Genomic DNA, 17,904 nt, shown 5'->3' on the forward strand with positions numbered 1-17,904 from the left:
GCTCCCCCTGCTTTTTCAGGTAGCCTCTCCAAAACGGCAAAACAGGCCGGATTGCTCCGGCCTGTTTCCATTCGTATCACAACTAAGCCGCCACCGGCTGGTTGCGCAGCAGGCGGATGAGTTTGGCGATACGCGCTTTCATTTCGCGGCGGTCCACAATCTGGTCGATGGCGCCTTTTTCTAGCAGGAATTCGGCACGCTGGAAACCTTCAGGCAGCTTTTCGCGCACTGTCTGCTCAATCACGCGCGGGCCGGCAAAGCCCACCAGCGCGTTCGGCTCGGCCAGCACCACGTCGCCCAAAAAGGCAAAGCTGGCAGAAACGCCGCCCATGGTCGGGTCGGTGAGCACAGAAATAAAGGGCAGCTGCTTGTCGCTCAACAGGTGCAGCACGGCACTGGTTTTGGTCATCTGCATCAGCGAGCTCAGGCCTTCCTGCATCCGCGCCCCGCCGGAAGCGGCCACACAGATAAAGGAGCAGCCGTTTTCCGCAGCCTCGCGCACGCCGCGCACAAAACGTTCGCCCACCACCGAGCCCATCGAGCCGCCGATAAAGCGGAATTCAAATGCAGCCACCACCACGGGCAGCCCGTCCATTTCGCCTTTCATCACCACCAACGCATCGTTTTCGCCGGTGGCTTTGCGCGCCGCGCTGAGGCGGTCGGGGTATTTTTTGCTGTCTTTGAATTTCAGAATATCGGTGGGCTTCACCTCGGCGCCGATTTCTTCGCGGCCAGCTTCGTCTAGCAGCAGATCCAGCCGCTCGCGGGCGCTGAGCGGATTATGGTGGTTGCACTTGGGGCAAACTTGGTGGTTTTCTTCCAAATCGGAGGCATACAGCACTTCAGAGCAGGCCGGGCATTTGCGCCACAGGCCTTCCGGCACGCCGGATTTGCCGCTATCTTCGCGTTTGATTTTCGGGGGGAGGATTTTATCGAGCCAACTCATGATTTACTCCATTTGCTCCTAATTAGGTTTGGTTTGCCACTTGGGGCAACAGCCGGGCGGGATAGTAGCCAATAGCGGCGGTTTAGGCAAGTTTTGTAAAGACCGCAAGGATTTTGCCCGGCTGCGGGCGGCGGTTTTACAAGCAAATCGGGCAGTAGGCCAAACAGGCATCCACCACTTCTTCCGCCGTGGGCGCGTAATCCGCCAGGCCGCCGCTGCGGGCGTTCCACCCTTCGGGGTAGAAAAACAGGCTGCTGCCTTCGGGATGGAGCACATTGCGGTCGAACTCTGCCATCAAACCGTCCAGCACATCATCGTCTTCTTCCGCCAAGATGCGCTTCCCTAAATCGATTAATTCGTCCCGCGTCATTTTCAGGTAGCCTTAAATGGCTTCTCTCAAGCTTTTCACCAACTTGCCTGCGGCTTCTACCTCGCGGCCGGGGTTGGCTTCGATTTCTTTCACAATGCGGCTGCCGATCACCACGCCGTCGGCCACAGCGGCGACTTGCCGCGCGCTCTCGGCATCGGAAATGCCGAAGCCCACACAAATCGGTAGCGGCATATGGCGGCGCAGCACAGCCACTTTTTCGGCTACTTCAGCAGTGTTCAGGCTGGCCGAGCCGGTAACGCCTTTGAGCGATACGTAATACACGAAGCCGGAAGCCAGCTTGGCAATTTCAGCCATCCGCTCCTCGCCGGTGGTGGGGGCAACCAGGAAAATGGTGTCGAGCCCGGCGGCCTTGAGCGCGTTATGCAGCGGAGCCACGGTTTCAATCGGGCTATCCACCGTAAGCACGCCGTCTACGCCAGCTTCTTTGGCGGCACGTACGAATGGCGCATAGCCCATTTTGTGAATCGGGTTCAGGTAGCCCATCAGCACCACGGACGTGCTTTGGTTGCTTTGGCGGAAACGGCACACGGTTTCCAATACATCTTTCAGGGCGACTCCGTTTACCAAGGCACGCTCGGCGGCACGCTGGATGGTGGGGCCGTCCAACATCGGGGCAGGAAACAGCACGCCAGCTCGATAATATCCGCGCCATTGGCGGCCAGGCTGCGCATCAGCTCCAGTGTGGTTTCAAAGTTTGGGTCGCTGGCGGTGATGTAGGCAACCAAGGCTTTATGTGTATCGTTTTTTTGAAAGACTTGTTTGATTCTACCAATGATTTCATCCATATCTAAGGCTGCCTGAAAACCAAATAAAGGTTTCAGGTAGCCTTTGGTTTAATTCTTCATCGACTGCACCGGTGCGGGGATGCGGCCGCCGCGCGCGATGAAGTCCGCACACGAGCCCGCCTTGACCGGCATGATCGGCGCATAGCCGAGCAGGCCACCGAATTCGACGTGTTCGCCCACGCCTTTGCCCGGTACGGGGATGATGCGCACGGCGGTGGTTTTGCTGTTGATCATGCCGATGGCGGCTTCGTCGGCGATGATGCCCGCAATGGTCGCCGCCGGGGTGTCGCCCGGCACGGCGACCATGTCGAGGCCAACGGAGCACACTGCCGTCATCGCTTCGAGTTTGTCCAGGGTAAGGACGCCACTGGCAGCGGCGGCAATCATGCCTTCGTCTTCGGAGACGGGGATGAAGGCGCCGCTCAGGCCGCCGACGGCGGATGAGGCCATCATCCCGCCTTTTTTCACCGCGTCATTCAGCAGGGCAAGGGCGGCGGTGGTGCCGTGCGTGCCGCAGACGCTGAGGCCCATCGCTTCGAGAATGCGGGCGACGCTGTCACCGACGGCAGGGGTGGGCGCGAGCGAGAGGTCAAGAATGCCGAAGGGGATGCCGAGGAGCCGCGCCGCTTCCTGACCGATGAGTTCGCCGACGCGGGTGATTTTGAAGGCGGTTTTTTTGACGATTTCGGCGATTTCGGTGAGGTTCTTGCCGTCGCAGTGTTGCAGTGCCGCCTGCACCACGCCCGGTCCGGAGACGCCGACGTTGATGACGGCGTCCGCTTCGCCCGCGCCGTGGAAGGCACCCGCCATGAAGGGGTTGTCTTCGACGGCGTTGCAGAAGACGACGATTTTGGCGCAGCCGAAGCCTTCCGGGGTAATGGCGGCGGTGTGCTTGATGGTGTCCGCCGCGAGCTTGACCGCGTCCATGTTGATACCGGCGCGGGTACTGCCGATATTGATGGAGGCGCAGACGATGTCGGTCATGCGCATCGCCTCCGGGATGCTGGCGATCAGGACGCGGTCGGCGGGCGAGAGGCCTTTGTGCACCAGGGCGGAGAAGCCGCCGATAAAGGAAACGCCGATGGCTTTGGCCGCCTTGTCCAGCGTCTCTGCCACGCTCACATAGCTGTCCGCCCCGGTCGCGGCGGCGATTTGCGCAATCGGGGTGACGGCAATGCGCTGGTTGACGATGGGCACGCCGTATTTGGCGGAGAGTGCTGTGGCAGTCGTGACCAGGTTTTTGCCGATACGGGTGATTTTGTCGTAGATGTTGCGGTTGAGCTGTTCCAGGTCAGGACTGATGCAGTCGTGCAGGTCAATGCCGATGGTGATGGTGCGCACGTCAAAGTTTTGCTCGGACACCATGCGGATAGTTTCGAGGATTTCGGTAAAGTGAAGGGACATTTTCAGGTAGCCTTCATATTGTTGTATTAGATTTTGAGTTTGACATACATATTTCCATGAGCTCCTTCAACACTTTTGCGCATCTGGTATGCGAATATCTCTGGGTATTTCCTCACTTCAGGCTACCTGAAACATATTCCCTGCCTAAAATACTGTAATCGCGGCGAAGAGCTTTCAGGTAGCCTGCAAATTAAATCCGGTGCATAGCGTTGAACAACGCTTCGTTTTGCATGCGAATATCCAAGCCCAGCTTCTCACCGGCTTGGGCAAACACGCTCAGCATTTCTTCGCGGCTTTGCGGGCAGCGGCTGGTGTCCATCAGGATAATCATGGTGAAATATTCGCCCATGAGCTGCTGGCTGATATTGAGGATGTTGATTTGATGTTCGGTCAAGAGTTTGGATACGTCGTAAACGATGCCGATGCGGTCTTTGCCGATAATGGTGAGTATGGAATGGGGGTTAGGCTGGGGCATAGTCATTCAATTTCTGTTTGAAAATTTGAGGCCTTTGCGAAGTGCCGCTCTGCGGTGTGTTCGCAAAGGCCTCCTAGGATATGGGCATGCATAGAACGGTGGCCGTGCTCAATCATCCTGTTGGCCGTTTTCGGCATTGGCCACCATCTGTTCGGCAGCTTCTTGAGTGAGGGCGGCGAAACCGGCAGGCAAATCCAATGCTTCCAACGTGGTTTTGCCGGTGGGTTTGTCGGCCATCTCGGCAAATGCCTGACGCAGGGCTTCTTGCTGTTCGGCAAAATCAGGATGCAATACCACCATATGTGTGACGACGGCAAAACTACTTTCCTGCAAAATACGCAGCTGCTCAAGCGTGCGCTTGCTCATGTAGGCATAGGTACTAGCCAGAAAGAAGCCGGCCTGTGCTTGGCCTCTAATCAGGGCAGAGGCTGCCTGGGGAAAGGTAGCGGCTTCTTCAATTTTAAGCTGTTCCACATCCAACCCGGCCTGTTTCAACAAATGCAGGCCAAGGCAGCGGATATCGGGATTGGGACCGGTTTCGATCAACGCATCAGCCGGCAAATCTTCTATTTTTTGATACTCTGATTCGGCGGATACGGCCACTACGGCTTCATCGAATTTATCTTTCAAGCACACCAGCGGCAAATAGCCTTTATCTTTAATCAGTGCCACGGCATCAAAAGCATTGGCATAGAGCATATCCATTTTGCCGCCCTCGGCTAACTCCTGTATTTCTGCAGCATTAGCAGGCAGATGCAGATGGATGGAGAGTTCGGTTTCGCGCTGTAAATGACTGCTGAGTAGATACCAATGGCTGAAGTGGTCGGGCAGGTAATCCGGCGCCACCACAAAGTTGATTCCAGCTTGTTGCACCATAAAACTTTTTCCTTGTTTTTGCTGGGTAATTCCTGTATTCACAACAAATGAGAATGTGTATTTGTGTTTCAAGATTGGATTGAGGCTACCTGAAAACTTAGAAATTCAAACATCAACTGCATTCCAAGCGCCCTACCCTTATCGCTCCAAAACAGCGGGGGCGAAAAGAGTCATTATCGTTCTAATGTAATTATCTTACCACCTTTACCTACGATAAAAAACCACCTATATAGGTGATTTTTTGCTTGGCATGGATTTGAGAGAAGCAGCATCAGGCAAGGGTTTGCTGCCAATATTGATTCTCCTCCACCACATCAAGTGTGTATACCCAACACCATACGGCAAAGGCTACCTGAAAATGCAAAAAGAGCCGGTTGTTTTAGCCGACTCTTTGAAATTTGGTGGAGGTAAGCGGGATCGAACCGCTGACCTCTTGCATGCCATGCAAGCGCTCTACCAACTGAGCTATACCCCCCAATTTGGTGGCGAATCAGGGACTCGAACCCCGGACACAAGGATTATGATTCCTCTGCTCTAACCAGCTGAGCTAATTCGCCACTTCTTCCAGAAGGCGTGTATTATACGGCTTTCTCAAATTCTGTCAAACCCCAAAACACACTTTTTTGCTATAGTTTGATTTATATGGATAACTATTTTTCACACTGCTTTTCAAAACTCAAACAAGCCAGTATTTCACTCGCCAGTCCATTTGATGTATCAACCCGCAAACTGTTTCTTCATGCGCTCACGCCGCTCCTGCGCTTCCACCGACAAAGTGGCAGTAGGGCGGGCGAGCAAGCGCTTGAGGCCGATGGGCTCGCCGGTATCGACGCAATAGCCATATTCACCTTCATCAATCTGACGCAGCGAGGCCTGAATTTTGTTCAACAATTTACGCTCACGGTCGCGGGTGCGCAACTCCAGCGCATATTCTTCTTCCTGCGTGGCACGATCAGCCGGGTCGGGGGCAGCTTCATGGTTTTGCAGATGGCCAGTAGTGTCGGCCGCCTTTTGAATCAGCTCGTCTTGCAGCTTAACCAACAACTCACGGAAAAAAGCCAGCTGATCAGCATTCATATACTCCTCTTCCGGGCCTTTCCAGTTGATGATGTCTTGCTCGGTTAGTTTTGCCATGAGTTATCCTTTTTGTGAAATTCTACCAACCGCCCTTCCCGCAAGCGGCTGCTTCTTTTATAAAAGGATGAAATATAAAACAGCCGACCGCTTATGGCAAGAGCAAAAAATTCAAATGCATGATAATCGCCGGCAACCCCCAGCCAATCCAGCCCCACAGTAAAAGCGCCAACAGGCTACCTGAAAAATCCCAGCGACCGATACGCAAAAAGGCAAATGGGCGGCACAGCGGCTCATACACGCGGCTGAGCACCGCCACCAGCGGCGAATACGTCTGCGATAAAGACAGCACCATGCGCCACAACAAACCGCCCAGCAACACATAAGCTGCCGAACGCGTAAGGACAAGCGCAGCGAGCAACACATCTGCCGCTACTATCGGCCAGCCAAACATCCCCGCCGGCAGATTGAGTAGTGACAACAACAAATACAACGCTACATACAGCAGCCAAGCCGCCAAGATGCAGGCGCTGTCCAAACCGCCCAAGGGAGGAAGTAGACGGCGTAGCGGCTTCACCAGCCAGTCGCTGCTGCGGCAGCAAAACTGCGCCAGCGGATGCATATAGTTCAAACGACCGTATTGCAGCAGGCAGCGTGCCAACAGAAGCATGGCCAGCGCATCAGCGAGCAGGGCGACAAATTGATTAAACATACCGCCCTATTCCGCCAACTGCTCAGCCAATTCCTGCGAACGCGCCACACAGGCGGCCACGCCCGCCCCAATCGCTTCAGCCACACCGTGCGCCTCAAAGCTTTGCAGCGCAGCATAAGTGGTGCCGCCTTGGGAAGTAACTTTTTGCCGCAAATCGGAAAACTCTTCTCCGCTCTGCTCGGCCAGCCGCACCGTACCTTGGAAGGTGGCCAAACTGAGTTGCCGTGCTTCTTCCACATTGAAACCCTGCTGCCTTGCGGCGTTTTGCAGCGCTTCAAGCAGGTAGAACACATAGGCCGGGCCGCTGCCGCTGATACCGGTAATGCGGTGCAGGCCGTCTTCACTATCCAGCCACAGAATTTGCCCGCTGGCACGCATGATGCGGTCGGGCAACTCCCGATCAGCCGCAGATGTGCCGCTGTCGGCAAACAAGCCGGCCACGCCCTGCCCCACTTGCGCCAGCGTGTTCGGCATGATGCGCACAATGCGGCGCGTGCCGCCCAGCCAGCGGCTCAAAGCCGCGCACGGCAGCCCGGCGGCAATCGACAACACCAGCGCGCCACCCGTTTGCACGTTTTGCAGTGCCGCCTGCATATCCTGCGGCTTCACCGCCAGCACCAGCACATCGCCCTCATTCAGCAGCGGCAACTCAGTAGCGGTGGCAATGCCGTATTGCTGCGCAAGCGCGGCCAACTTGTCGGTACTGTAGTCGATGGCACAGATATCGAAACCGCCAGCACGGCTCATGCCGGCGATAATGGCAGAGGCCATATTGCCTGCGCCGAGAAAATAGATGGTCACGATGGTTCCTTTGTAGTGGTTGGAGGTTTCAGGTAGCCTCATCCTCCTGCAGACAGGCTACCTGAAACCTTTATTCGCCATAATCCCGTTGCCCAAAAATGGCGCTGCCGATGCGCACATGGGTGGCACCGCAGGCGATGGCGGTTTCCAAATCGTCCGACATGCCCATGGAGAGCACGTCCACATCCAATCCCTGTGCCTGCAAAAATTGCAGCAATTCGTTCATGCGGCCAAACTGCTGGCGCAACTCTTCTTCGCTGCTGCCCAGCCGCGCCACGCACATCAGGCCGCGCAGTTTCAGCCTGGGCAAAGAGGCTACCTGAAAAGCCAGTTCGCGCAGCGTTTCCTCTTGCGGCGGCACGCCGTGTTTGACGTCTTCGCCGCCGATGTTCACTTCAATCAGCACTTGCAGCGGCGGCATGGTTTCCGGCCGCTGATCGCTCAGGCGGCGGGCGATTTTTTCGCGGTCGACGGTGTGCACCCAATGGGCACGTTCGGCAGCGATGCGGCTTTTGTTGGATTGGATATGGCCGATGATGTGCCAGCAGATGTCTGGAATATCGGCCAGCTCGCTGCTTTTCTCTTCAAATTCCTGCAGATAGTTTTCGCCGAAATCGCGCTGCGCACTTTTCTGGCACAACAGGCGCACATCGGCGGCGGGAAAGGTTTTGCTCACCGCAATCAGCTCGGGCTCGGGGCGGCCTGCCGCTTCGGTGGCAGCCCAAATGCGGGCGCGCACGGCGTGCAGGTTCATGGTTAGCACTCTCATCATCATTTTTCCTTTTCATCAAATAATTCGCCGGGAATTTTGCACACGGGGATGGGCTGGATTTTGTGCAGCGTGGCACGGTGCAGGCGTTGGTAAATCTCGAACACTTCGCGCTCGCGCCCGGAAAATTCTTCGGCGCGGCGGCCGGCTTCGCTTTGCGCCATCGCCCATTCCAGCTCGGGATAGCTCGCGCCCATCTGCTGCTCGTCGGTGCGCTCTTCGTCCCACAGCCCGTCGGTGGGCGCGGCTTGGCGGATGGCGGGCAGCACCGCCAAGGCTTCGGCCAGGGTGTATACTTGGGTTTTGAGCAAATCGCCGATGGGGCTCAAATCCACGCCGCCGTCGCCGTATTTGGTGAAAAAGCCCACGCCGAAATCTTCCACCTTATTGCCCGTGCCCGCCACCAGCAGACCGTTGATTTGGCCGTAGTAATACAGCGCGGCCATGCGCAGGCGGGAACGGGTGTTGGCCATGGCCAGGTTTTTATTGTCGGCTGCAGTGTCGGCCACGCTGCGCTCGAACTGCTCGAAAGTGGGGGTTAAATCCAGCGTTTGGCTGCGCACATTCATAAAACGGCGCTGCAAATCGGCGATGTGTTCGTTAGCCCGCTGCAACTGGTCGGCCTGTTGGCGGATGGGCAGCACCACGCACAACACGTCCAGCCCGCTGTGCGCACACAGGGCAGACACCACGGCGGAATCCACCCCGCCGGAAATGCCCACCACAAAACCTTTTGCGCCCGCGCGCACGGCATAATCGGCCAGCCAGCGGCTGATGTGTCGGATAACGGCTTGGGTTTGCATCATGTTTTCCTATTTTGATAATCCGCCAACGCATAATTCATCGGCGGCCTGTTGAATATAAGCGCTCAATGAAGCCAGGCCGGCTTCATCCGCAATCTTTGCATTCTCTTCCAAATAATAATACCGCCCCAGCGAATCGCTAATATCCACCCTGCCTTGCAAAGTTGCCCGGTTTAGCTCCATTTCGAGCACCACTTCATCGTTATCGCTATTTTTCAGGTAGCCTTCCCGCAGCAGCAGGCTGAGTAGAATCCTAATCGCATGCGGGCGCACAAAAATATCCGCATCAATCTTCAGCACCCGAATATCGGCCGAAAACTCATCGCGCCATTTGATGATGTATGCCAACAATTCTATCTCGCCCATTTGCCATCCTTCGCTCAGTTGCACGGCAGCGGGTAATATATCGCCAATCCGCCCAAAAGCCAAATGCCCAGCCCAGCCCGGCAATCCGGCAATCTGCTAAGATTCTGCATGGGCTACCTGAAAACCGAAGCCTCAGCGTAATCACAATGAACACCGCAGCTTTCTGCGCCGCTCAAACTGAAAAATGCGGCTTCCGCCACCAGCAAACCATAGAGTACTTCTTTTCCAAGCTCACCGGCGAAACGCATACCACCCTGCTATACACATTAGCCACCGTTCCCGTTTTCAGGTAGCCTCTATCACACAGCAAAGGAACCCCATGTCTCACCAACCCCCGCAACAAATCCGCCTGCAAGCCGACCGCCAAAGCCTCGTCTTGGTTTACCCGGATGCCGAATACACCCTGCCCGCCGAATACCTGCGCGTGTATTCCCCCAGCGCCGAAGTGCGCGGCCACGGGCGCGGGCAGGCCAAACTGCAAACCGGCAAAGCCGGCATCAGCATCACCGACCTGCAGCCCGCCGGCAACTACGCCCTCAAAATCACCTTCTCCGACGGCCACGACAGCGGCCTCTACAGCTGGGGCTACCTGTATGAATTGGCAAGCGGATACGCTACAATGTGGCCCGATTACCTGCGTCGCCTTGAAAAAGCCGGCGCTTCCCGAGAACCTGCCGCACAAACCCTTGCTATCCCGAAAGGAAAGAAATGTCCGCATTAAACCGCACCCTCCCCGCCCTCATCGCCGCCTCCGTTTTGCTGCTGGCCGGCTGCGACTTTATTGCCAATAAAGCCGCCAGCAACGTAACCGAGCAAGAAGCCAAAGACGGCTTTATCGAAGGTTGTGTCAAAGGCGCACTCGATCCGCAAGCCTTCAAACGCCAATTGAGCCAAGCAGAAGCCTCCAAGCTCTGCCACTGCGCCTACGACACCGCTTCCGCCCAATATACCGACCGCGAAAAGTGGAAACGCGATCTGATTCGTGCCGGCCTGTCCCCCAACGACCAAAACCAGGAAATCTTCCAAAAACTGGTGGCCGGCCTGCAAAGCTGCGCCACCAGCCAAAACCTGATGTAACCAGCCTAAAGGCTACCTGAAAGCACCATAATGCCCGATAAGCAAACCCATTTCGGCTACCGCACCGTAAACGAAAGCGAAAAAGCCGCCAAAGTGGCCGGAGTATTCCATTCTGTCGCCAAAAAATACGACGTCATGAACGACGTGATGTCCGGCGGCCTGCACCGCGTGTGGAAACACTTCACCCTCACCACTGCCCGCGTGCCCAAAGGCGGTAAAGTGATCGACATTGCCGGCGGCACGGGCGACCTCTCGCGCGGTTGGGCCAAACGCGTGGGCAAAGACGGCGAAGTCTGGCTCACCGACATCAACTCCTCCATGCTCGGCGTGGGCCGCGACCGCCTGATCAACGAAGGCCTGCTCCTGCCCGTGGCCGTGTGCGATGCCGAAAAACTGCCCTTCCCGGATAACTATTTCAACCTCGTTTCCGTATCCTTCGGTCTGCGCAACATGACGCACAAAGACGCTGCCCTCAAAGAAATGCACCGCGTGCTCAAACCCGGCGGTACGTTGCTCGTACTGGAGTTTTCCAAAGTGGCCAAGATGCTCGCTCCGGCCTACAGCCTCTACTCCTTCAAGCTCCTGCCGCTCATAGGCAAACTCATCGCCAAAGATGCCGACAGCTATCAATATCTGGCCGAATCCATCCGCATGCATCCCGATCAGGAAACCCTCAAACAAATGATGCTCGATGCTGGTTTCGACAGCGTGGACTACCACAATATGAGCGCCGGCATCGTGGCTCTGCATAAGGGTGTGAAATTCTGATTGCCGCTCGCAGGTCGTAAAATAAAAGGCTACCTGAAAACGAAAAATATTTCAGGTAGCCTCTTGATACAAAATTCACTCAACAAACAATAAAAAATCCTGCATGGCTCATTCATACCATGCAGGATTAACTAATTCATTATTCTTTGGTGCCCAGAAGAAGACTCGAACTTCCACACCCGTGAGGATACCAGCACCTGAAGCTGGCGCGTCTACCAATTCCGCCACCTGGGCTTTGCTTTAATCGAACTTTGCGGTAAAGAGCATTGCTCTTTATGCAAGAAGAGCGCATTATAGCGCCAATTTCCCACTTGTCAACATAATATATGAAGAAGAAAACCTCGCTCCGCCTGCAAGACCCTTATCTGCAACGGGAAACGCAACGCTACGAACACCCCCTGCCCAGCCGTGAATGGATTACCGAAATGCTGGAAGACAGGGGCGTGCCGCTGAAAACCGAATCTTTAGCCATCCTGCTCGATATCGCCGAGCACGAAATGCCCTTTTTCGAACGCCGCCTGACTGCGATGGCGCGCGACGGGCAAATCCTGATTAACCGGCGCGGCATGGTATGTGCCGCCGAAAAACTCGCGCTGGTGAAATGCCGCGTTGAAGCGCATAAAGACGGCTTCGGCTTTGCCGTGCCGCTCACGCCCGACGGCCAGGGCGACTTCGTGCTGCCCGCCCGCCAGATGCGCGGCCTGATGCACGGCGACACGGTAACCGTGCGCCCGGCCGGCACCGATCGGCGCGGCCGCCGCGAAGGCCAAGTGCTCGATGTGATCGAACGCGCGCAGAAAACCGTTGTCGGTCGGCTCATGATAGAGCGCGGTATCGCCATGCTTTCTCCCGAAGACAGCCGCCTGCCCGACAGCATCCTGCTCGAACCCGATTCGGTGGGCAAGGCCAAGCCAGGCCAAGTGGTGGTGGCTCAAATCGATGCCTACCCCGACACACACCGCCCCGCCGTGGCCAGCGTGGTGGAAGTGTTGGGCAACTATGCCGACAGCGGCATGGAAATCGAAATTGCCGTGCGCCAGCACCACCTGCCCCACCAATTCTCCACCGCCTGCGAAAAAGCCGCCGCGAAAATTCCTTCCGCCGTGCGCAAAACCGACCTCAAAGGCCGTGAAGACCTGCGCGACCTACCACTGGTAACGATAGACGGCGAAAGCTCGCGCGATTTTGACGATGCCGTATATGCCGAAAAACAAGGCCGCAATTTCCGCCTGGTGGTGGCCATTGCCGATGTGAGCCACTATGTAAAGCCTCAAGACGCAATCGACGCCGATGCGCTGGATCGCGCCACCAGCGTGTATTTCCCGCGCCGCGTGATTCCCATGCTGCCCGAAAGCCTCTCCAACGGCATCTGCTCGCTCAATCCCGATGTAGACCGCCTGTGCATGGTGTGCGATATGGTGTTCACCTACGCCGGCAATCTTAAATCATACCGTTTCTACCCCGCCGTGATGCGCTCCCACGCCCGCCTCACCTACACCCAAGTGTGGGATTGGATTGAAAACGGCAGCGACAACCCGCTCAAGCCGCACATCGATACCCTCTACAAACTCTATCAAATTCTGCTCAAAAAACGCCACCAGCGCGGCGCGATGGAGTTTGAAACCACCGAAACCGAGATGATTTTCGACAAGCAGGGCAAAATCAAACGTATCGTGCCCGTGGTGCGCAACGAAGCCCACCGCCTGATCGAAGAATGCATGCTTGCCGCCAACGTGTGCGCTGCCGAATTCCTGCTGAAACACCAGCATCCCGCCCTATTCCGCAACCACTCTGGCCCCACCCCGGAAAAGCTCGCTACCCTGCGCGAGCAGCTCGGCCTGCTCGGCCTTACCCTCGGCGGCGGCGAACAGCCCACCCCGCTGGATTACGCCGCACTCTTCGCCCAAACTGCCGAGCGCCCCGACCGCGAGCTGATTCAAGTGATGCTCCTGCGCTCTATGCAGCAGGCCATGTACGAGCCGGATAACAGCGGCCACTTCGGCCTCGCCTACCCCGCCTACACCCACTTCACCTCCCCCATCCGCCGCTACCCCGACCTCCTGGTACACCGTGCCATCAAAGCCGTGCTTTCAGGTAGCCGCTACAACCCTGCCGAAAACTGGAGCGCACTGGGCATCCACAGTTCTCAATGCGAGCGTCGTGCCGATGAAGCCAGTCGCGACGTGGAAAACTGGCTCAAAACCTACTATATGCAAGATAAAGTGGGCGAAGTATTCAGCGGCACAGTCAGCGGCATGGCCGGCTTCGGCCTGTTCGTTACCCTCGACGACATCCACATTGAAGGCCTCGTCCACATCAGCGAATTGGGCGAAGACTACTTCAACTATCGCGCCGAAACCATGAGCATCGAAGGCGAACGCAGCGGCTTGCGCTTCAGCATGGGCGACAAAGTTGTGGTTCAGGTAGCCCGTGCCGACTTGGATACCCGCAAAATCGACCTCATGCTCATCAGCGGCGGCAGCCTGCCCGGCAAAGGCAACAAACCCGCAGCCAAAGGGAAAACCGCCACAGCAAAAGGCAGAACCCGCAGCCAAGCTCCCGCCGGCAAACCTGCTGCCAAAAGCAAGGCCAAAGCCCCCGCTGCTCCGGCTAAGAAAACCCGCAGCCGTAAAAACAGCCAGCCAGCTCAGGCCGCCCAGCCCCAAGCCAAACGCAAGCCCCGCACCCGCAAAAAAAGCGGCTGAACTTTAAAAGAGGCTACCTGAAAACAAACAGGCTACCTGAAAGTGGATTTCCACTTTCAGGTAGCCTTTTCTGCCTAATATAGCAAGCCAAATTAACCTTTAATACAAGGCGGTGAGCCGCATGCAGTACAGAAGTATGGCAAGGCAAACCCACGCGGTAGCGAAAGTTAAGTTGGTTTGCTTTAGATGAAACATTACTTCGGCAAAGCTGAGGCTACCTGAAAAAGACAAAACCCGTTTGCACAAGCAGACGGGTTTCATTTTTCAGGTAGCCTCAAATATTAGTGGCCATATCGAAGTACGGGCGGCTCATCCGCTTTCTTGCATCGCTGCAAGCCAGGCTCAAGCCAATATCGTTTTGCGGACAAGCTATCCGTACATTCAATCACGCCAGCACATTGGCCAGCAGGCTCTGCCCGAGGTAGCCGCCCTGCTCCGCACCGGGCAGGGTGAAGAAGTAACCGCCGCCAAAGGGGCTGATGTATTCTTCCAAAGGCTCGAAGTCGAGCAGTTTCTGCACAAAGATGAAGCCGTTGACGAGGTTGGCCTGGTAGCAAATAAAAAACTGCCCTACCACCAATACGGATAATACGGCCGATACATCATCCACTCCAACTCACGCCGCCGCTCGCGCCGCTCCAACATTTCCAGCTGCTGCCGATACACCAAATTCTCCCAAGCCATCCGATAACAAGCCTGAAAAGACGGCTCCGCAATCCGCCGCCTGTATTCACGCTGCAACTTAGGTTTCTCGGCATCCGCCACCCCCAAGTAATCCTCCTGCTGCAAAGCCAACAGCTCAGCCGTGCGCCGGTCGCACTGCGCCGCCAGTGCCACTGCCGTCTGTTTCATCTCCCGCTCTCTTGCCGCCTCATAGGCCGCACGCTGCTGCGGCGTCATCGCACAGCCAACCAGCAGCAGGCCGGCAAAGGCTATCTGAAAAAGTTTTGCCAACATCACTCTCTCCTTAACCCAATATTTAAGCAACAAATTAATCATACACCATTCCATACCGGCCACAAACCGCCCTGCCAAATTTTCAGGTAGCCTGCTCCGCCAATCCGTTATAATCCCACCCCTTACCATTTCATAAACACCCCAACACCATGTTTGCCCAAGCCCGCCAACACCTCCGCACCCCGCGCGACCTCCTGCGCTTCTGCACCAGCCGCTTCAACCAAGCCCGCCTCAGCTTCGGCCACGGCAGCGACAACGCCCACGACGAAGCCTCCTACCTCATCCTCCACACCCTGCACCTCCCGCTCGACACCCTCGAGCCCTATCTCGATGCCACTCTCCTGCCCGAAGAAATCGACGCCGTGCTCAGCCTGGCCGAACGCCGCGTCAACGAACGCCTTCCCATGGCCTACCTCACCCGCCAAGCCTGGCAAGGCGACTTCGAATTTTATGTAGACGAACGCGTACTCATCCCCCGCTCCTTCATCTACGAACAACTCGGCGAGCCCATCGCCCCGTGGACAGGCGACAGCAACCATATCCGCCGCGTGCTCGACCTCTGCACCGGCAGCGGCTGCCTCGCCATCCAAGCCGCCTGCCACTACCCCGAAGCCCAAGTCGACGCCGCCGACCTCAGCCCTGAGGCCTTGGAAGTGGCTGCCATCAACGTGGCCAACTACGGCCTAGAAGAGCGCGTCCGCCTGATTAAAAGCGACCTCTTCACCAACCTTTCCAGCACTTACAACCTCATTATCTCCAACCCACCCTACGTAAACGCCGAAAGCGTCGCCGCCCTGCCCGCCGAATACCTGCACGAACCCGAAATGGCACTCGGCAGCGGCGAAGACGGCCTCGACGCCACCCGCCAAATCCTCCAACACGCCCCCCGCTTCCTCAATCCACGCGGCGTATTGCTGGTGGAAATCGGCCACAATCGCGAAGCCCTCGAAGCCGCCTTCCCCCAGCTCCCCTTCTTCTGGCCCGAACAAAGCGACGGCGGCAGCAGCGTTTTCCTGCTCACCCGCGAGCAATTATTGGGCGAAGAGTAGGCAAAGCTGCCTGATCCCATCCGTTGCGAAAGGCTACCTGAAAGCTTCAATCCATTTTCAGGTAGCCTTTAATCATGCCCTATCATCCAACTTCTCCGCCATACCCCCGCATATAGCTAAAATACCCCACTTCATACATATAGCTGGCTATAAATATAAGGCTACCTGAAAACTTCAGGTAGCCTTTCCCCTCCCAACACGCATCGTTAAGCTGCCAAACGCAACGCCTCGCCCAAACCGGTGCGGCGGTGGTTTTTGCGTTGCACGGCGGCGGTGAGGGCGCTCATCTGGCCGGCGTAGCCGAAGCGGCGGCGGGCGCGGGTGATGGTGGTGTAAAGCAGGGTGCGGTCGAACAGGGCGGAGTCGGCCTCGTCGCCCAAGAGCCACACTTCCTGGTATTCCGAGCCTTGGCTTTTGTGCACGGTCATGGCGAAGGCGGTATCGTGCGCGGGCAGTCGGCTGAGCGATACGGTGCAGAAGCCGCCGGCATCGGGGAAAAACGCAGTCAGCCCGTCGCCGTGCGGCAGCACGATGCCGATGTCGCCGTTAAACACGTTCACGGCATAATCGTTTTCCGCCACCATCAGCACCTGCCCGGCAAACCAGCCCTGTTCCGCCGCCCTGCCCTGCGCGACCAGGAGCTTGCGGTATTCGCGGTTGAACTCTGCCGCCTGGCTGCGCCGCGCGGCCAGCACCACCAGCTGCTGCTGGGCGGCGAAGCAGGCCGCCGGATCGCCGCTGTTTACCGCCTGCCAATAGGCTTCGTGCTGTTTGGCAAAGTGCCGCGCCAAGGCGGCGGGGGTTTCAGGTAGCCTGAACAAGTCGTCGCTGAAACGGGCAAACGCGGCTTCGGCGGCGGCAGCCTCCCCGTTCACCACGGCCTGCGCCAATGCGCCCACGCCGCGCTGCGGGTCGAAACGGTGGCTGTATTCCAGCCGCGCCACATTACCGGCCAGGGGCGGCGGGTTATCCCGCACTTCAAACGGCACGCCTTCGGGCAGCCACTCGGCCAACTGGACAGCTTCTTCAGCCGTGAGCACGGTAGGCTGCGCCAGCACGGGCAACACAGCACCGATGCCCACCGGCGGCAGCTGGTTTTCATCTCCCAACAAAATCAGGCGGCCATGCTCGGGAATGGCGCACAATAATTGGTGCAGCAGCGGCAAATCCAGCATGGAAGCCTCGTCGGCCACCACAATATCGAAGGGCAGCGGCTGCTCGCGGTTAAATTTCGAACGGCCGACAACCGGGTTCAGCTTCAGCAAACGGTGGACAGTTTGTCCTTCCAATGCTGTCAAATGCTGCAACACCCGTTCGCTGCCCGCATCAAAACTGCCCAACGCGCGGTGCAGCGAACGGGTCATGTGGGCGGCGGCCTTGCCGGTGGGGGCGGTGAGCGCGATGCGCGGCATCTCGGCTGCATCGGCGCACAACAGCGCCAACAGCTTAGCCACCGTGGTGGTTTTGCCCGTGCCCGGCCCGCCGGTTACCAGCATCAGCGGCTGCAACACCGCCAGCGCGGCAGCCAACCGCTGCCCGTTATGCCCGGCATCGGGCAACCAATCGTGCAAACGCTGCCGCAGCCCGGCATTCTCAGGTAGCCTCACCCGGCTGCGAGCAATCCGCTGCAATTCGGCGGCCACGCTGCGCTCCAGCGCAAACAGCCTGCCGCCAAACAGCCGCCGCCCGCGCAACACCAAAGGCGTGAACGTGCCGCCGTCGCCCACCACCGGCGCGGCCTGCCGCAACGCCTCCGCCTCTTGCGGCGCGAGCGTGATGTAGCTGTGGCCGCCCTCTTGCGCGGCAAACAGTTCGTCCAACAGCGGCAACACTGGCTCGGCGGTCTGCGGTGCCAAACGCTGCAACACTTCGGCAGCGGCTTGGGCGGCGGGGTAACGGTATTCGGTCATAGCGGATTCTTTCAGGTAGCCTACAGGTGGACAGGC

18 protein-coding genes, 3 tRNA genes and 2 pseudogenes are annotated in these 17,904 nt (G+C 57.5%); 5 read left to right on the top strand and 18 right to left on the bottom strand.

From position 1 onward, the window contains the following. Positions 1-82 precede the first annotated feature (82 nt). From accD to A7P99_RS02910, 14 genes and pseudogenes are all read right to left on the bottom strand, one after another. On the bottom strand, positions 83-946 hold the full coding sequence (accD, locus tag A7P99_RS02845; protein WP_067447199.1) for an acetyl-CoA carboxylase, carboxyltransferase subunit beta: 864 nt from the start codon (positions 944-946) through the stop codon (positions 83-85). A gap of 136 nt (positions 947-1,082) precedes the next feature. Beyond that, on the bottom strand, positions 1,083-1,316 hold the full coding sequence (locus A7P99_RS02850; RefSeq protein WP_067447201.1) for a colicin immunity protein: 234 nt from the start codon (positions 1,314-1,316) through the stop codon (positions 1,083-1,085). A gap of 12 nt (positions 1,317-1,328) precedes the next feature. Continuing rightward, a pseudogene (gene trpA / locus A7P99_RS02855) lies at positions 1,329-2,110 on the bottom strand (tryptophan synthase subunit alpha). Between the two features lie 60 nt (positions 2,111-2,170). After that, positions 2,171-3,526 carry a PFL family protein gene (locus tag A7P99_RS02860; RefSeq protein WP_067447203.1) on the bottom strand — a complete coding sequence of 452 codons (1,356 nt, stop codon included), beginning with the start codon at positions 3,524-3,526 and terminating at the stop codon, positions 2,171-2,173. A 190-nt stretch (positions 3,527-3,716) separates the two neighbouring features. Further along, complete coding sequence (locus tag A7P99_RS02865; protein ID WP_153705420.1) at positions 3,717-4,007, bottom strand: ACT domain-containing protein; 291 nt, start codon at positions 4,005-4,007, stop codon at positions 3,717-3,719. A 102-nt stretch (positions 4,008-4,109) separates the two neighbouring features. Next, entirely contained in the window at positions 4,110-4,877 is a 768-nt protein-coding gene (locus A7P99_RS02870) for a PhnD/SsuA/transferrin family substrate-binding protein (protein ID WP_067447204.1), read from the bottom strand. Between the two features lie 399 nt (positions 4,878-5,276). Next, positions 5,277-5,352 (bottom strand) — tRNA-Ala (locus A7P99_RS02875). A gap of 5 nt (positions 5,353-5,357) precedes the next feature. Continuing rightward, a tRNA-Met gene (locus A7P99_RS02880) sits at positions 5,358-5,434 on the bottom strand. A gap of 160 nt (positions 5,435-5,594) precedes the next feature. Beyond that, positions 5,595-6,011, bottom strand: a complete 417-nt coding sequence (dksA, locus tag A7P99_RS02885) for an RNA polymerase-binding protein DksA (protein ID WP_067442509.1) — start codon at positions 6,009-6,011, stop codon at positions 5,595-5,597. A gap of 91 nt (positions 6,012-6,102) precedes the next feature. Beyond that, positions 6,103-6,663, bottom strand: a complete 561-nt coding sequence (locus tag A7P99_RS02890) for a YggT family protein (protein ID WP_067447206.1) — start codon at positions 6,661-6,663, stop codon at positions 6,103-6,105. A 6-nt stretch (positions 6,664-6,669) separates the two neighbouring features. Beyond that, on the bottom strand, positions 6,670-7,464 hold the full coding sequence (proC, locus tag A7P99_RS02895) for a pyrroline-5-carboxylate reductase (protein WP_067447392.1): 795 nt from the start codon (positions 7,462-7,464) through the stop codon (positions 6,670-6,672). Positions 7,465-7,534: 70 nt separating this feature from the next. Beyond that, positions 7,535-8,233, bottom strand: coding sequence for a YggS family pyridoxal phosphate-dependent enzyme (locus tag A7P99_RS02900; RefSeq protein ID WP_067527969.1), 699 nt, complete (start codon positions 8,231-8,233; stop codon positions 7,535-7,537). A 2-nt stretch (positions 8,234-8,235) separates the two neighbouring features. Beyond that, positions 8,236-9,036: an NAD(+) synthase gene (gene nadE, locus A7P99_RS02905; protein WP_067447207.1), complete on the bottom strand. Its 801-nt coding sequence runs from the start codon at positions 9,034-9,036 to the stop codon at positions 8,236-8,238. Between the two features lie 9 nt (positions 9,037-9,045). Further along, positions 9,046-9,402, bottom strand: coding sequence for a hypothetical protein (locus A7P99_RS02910; protein ID WP_067447209.1), 357 nt, complete (start codon positions 9,400-9,402; stop codon positions 9,046-9,048). A gap of 319 nt (positions 9,403-9,721) precedes the next feature. On the opposite strand from A7P99_RS02910, the gene A7P99_RS02915 reads away from it, so the two are divergent. Genes A7P99_RS02915 through ubiE form a run of 3 tightly spaced genes read left to right on the top strand, consistent with a single transcriptional unit; the run spans position 9,722 to position 11,247 of the window. Then, positions 9,722-10,123 (top strand): gamma-butyrobetaine hydroxylase-like domain-containing protein, encoded by a 402-nt coding sequence (locus A7P99_RS02915; protein WP_067447210.1) that lies wholly within the window; start codon positions 9,722-9,724, stop codon positions 10,121-10,123. Beyond that, a complete protein-coding gene (locus tag A7P99_RS02920; protein WP_067686447.1) occupies positions 10,111-10,479 on the top strand; it encodes a hypothetical protein in 369 nt (122 codons plus the stop codon). Before A7P99_RS02915 ends, A7P99_RS02920 begins: the two co-directional genes overlap by 13 nt. A gap of 30 nt (positions 10,480-10,509) precedes the next feature. Further along, a complete protein-coding gene (gene ubiE / locus A7P99_RS02925) occupies positions 10,510-11,247 on the top strand; it encodes a bifunctional demethylmenaquinone methyltransferase/2-methoxy-6-polyprenyl-1,4-benzoquinol methylase UbiE (RefSeq protein ID WP_067447216.1) in 738 nt (245 codons plus the stop codon). 147 nt (positions 11,248-11,394) lie between these two features. Here ubiE and A7P99_RS02930 read toward each other — a convergent pair. Continuing rightward, a tRNA-Leu gene (locus tag A7P99_RS02930) sits at positions 11,395-11,481 on the bottom strand. A 92-nt stretch (positions 11,482-11,573) separates the two neighbouring features. Here A7P99_RS02930 and rnr point away from each other — a divergent pair. Then, positions 11,574-13,952 carry a ribonuclease R gene (gene rnr / locus A7P99_RS02935; RefSeq protein WP_067686451.1) on the top strand — a complete coding sequence of 793 codons (2,379 nt, stop codon included), beginning with the start codon at positions 11,574-11,576 and terminating at the stop codon, positions 13,950-13,952. 385 nt (positions 13,953-14,337) lie between these two features. On the opposite strand, the pseudogene A7P99_RS02940 reads toward rnr, so the two are convergent. Both A7P99_RS02940 and A7P99_RS02945 read right to left on the bottom strand, forming a co-directional pair. After that, positions 14,338-14,532, bottom strand: a pseudogene (locus A7P99_RS02940) (deferrochelatase/peroxidase EfeB); the annotation flags it as partial. Then, a complete protein-coding gene (locus A7P99_RS02945) occupies positions 14,523-14,909 on the bottom strand; it encodes a hypothetical protein (RefSeq protein WP_067447396.1) in 387 nt (128 codons plus the stop codon). The pseudogene A7P99_RS02940 and the gene A7P99_RS02945, both read right to left, overlap by 10 nt. A 149-nt stretch (positions 14,910-15,058) precedes the next feature. Here A7P99_RS02945 and prmB point away from each other — a divergent pair, with 149 nt between their 5' ends. Next, entirely contained in the window at positions 15,059-15,958 is a 900-nt protein-coding gene (gene prmB, locus A7P99_RS02950; RefSeq protein ID WP_067447224.1) for a 50S ribosomal protein L3 N(5)-glutamine methyltransferase, read from the top strand. 206 nt (positions 15,959-16,164) lie between these two features. Here the strand turns inward: prmB and recD are convergent, their stop codons facing one another. Next, positions 16,165-17,868: an exodeoxyribonuclease V subunit alpha gene (recD, locus tag A7P99_RS02955; RefSeq protein WP_067527894.1), complete on the bottom strand. Its 1,704-nt coding sequence runs from the start codon at positions 17,866-17,868 to the stop codon at positions 16,165-16,167. Between the last annotated feature and the right edge of the window lie 36 nt (positions 17,869-17,904).

Source organism: Eikenella sp. NML120348 (assembly GCF_001648435.1).
GTDB classification, from domain to species: domain Bacteria; phylum Pseudomonadota; class Gammaproteobacteria; order Burkholderiales; family Neisseriaceae; genus Eikenella; species Eikenella exigua.